Here is a 211-nt window from a genome sequence, read left to right as displayed (position 1 = left end):
GATTTATTACAGCAGGTACAGCTTACTTTTTAGATTTTTGATCTTGTTCTAATGCACGATCATGTAGTTTTTGCATTTTTGGTTGTTGTTGTTTGACATAATCAGCAGCAGACATTTTACCATCGATTACTGGTTGAATATATGTGAAGAAAATGTCATACCAATCTGCAATGTACGTATATTTAACAGGTAATGGTCTGCCATACTCAGT

General features: G+C 33.6%; 1 pseudogene. It reads right to left on the bottom strand.

The window, feature by feature from the left end:
- Window positions 1-22 precede the first annotated feature (22 nt).
- Window positions 23-211: pseudogene (locus QCD85_RS23870) on the bottom strand (sugar ABC transporter substrate-binding protein); the annotation flags it as partial.

It is taken from the genome of Paenibacillus sp. PsM32, assembly GCF_030433815.1.
In the GTDB taxonomy this organism is placed as follows: domain Bacteria; phylum Bacillota; class Bacilli; order Paenibacillales; family Paenibacillaceae; genus Saccharibacillus; species Saccharibacillus kyungheensis.
Note: the sequence above shows the minus strand (reverse complement) of the source record. Positions and strands in the feature narration are given on the sequence as shown.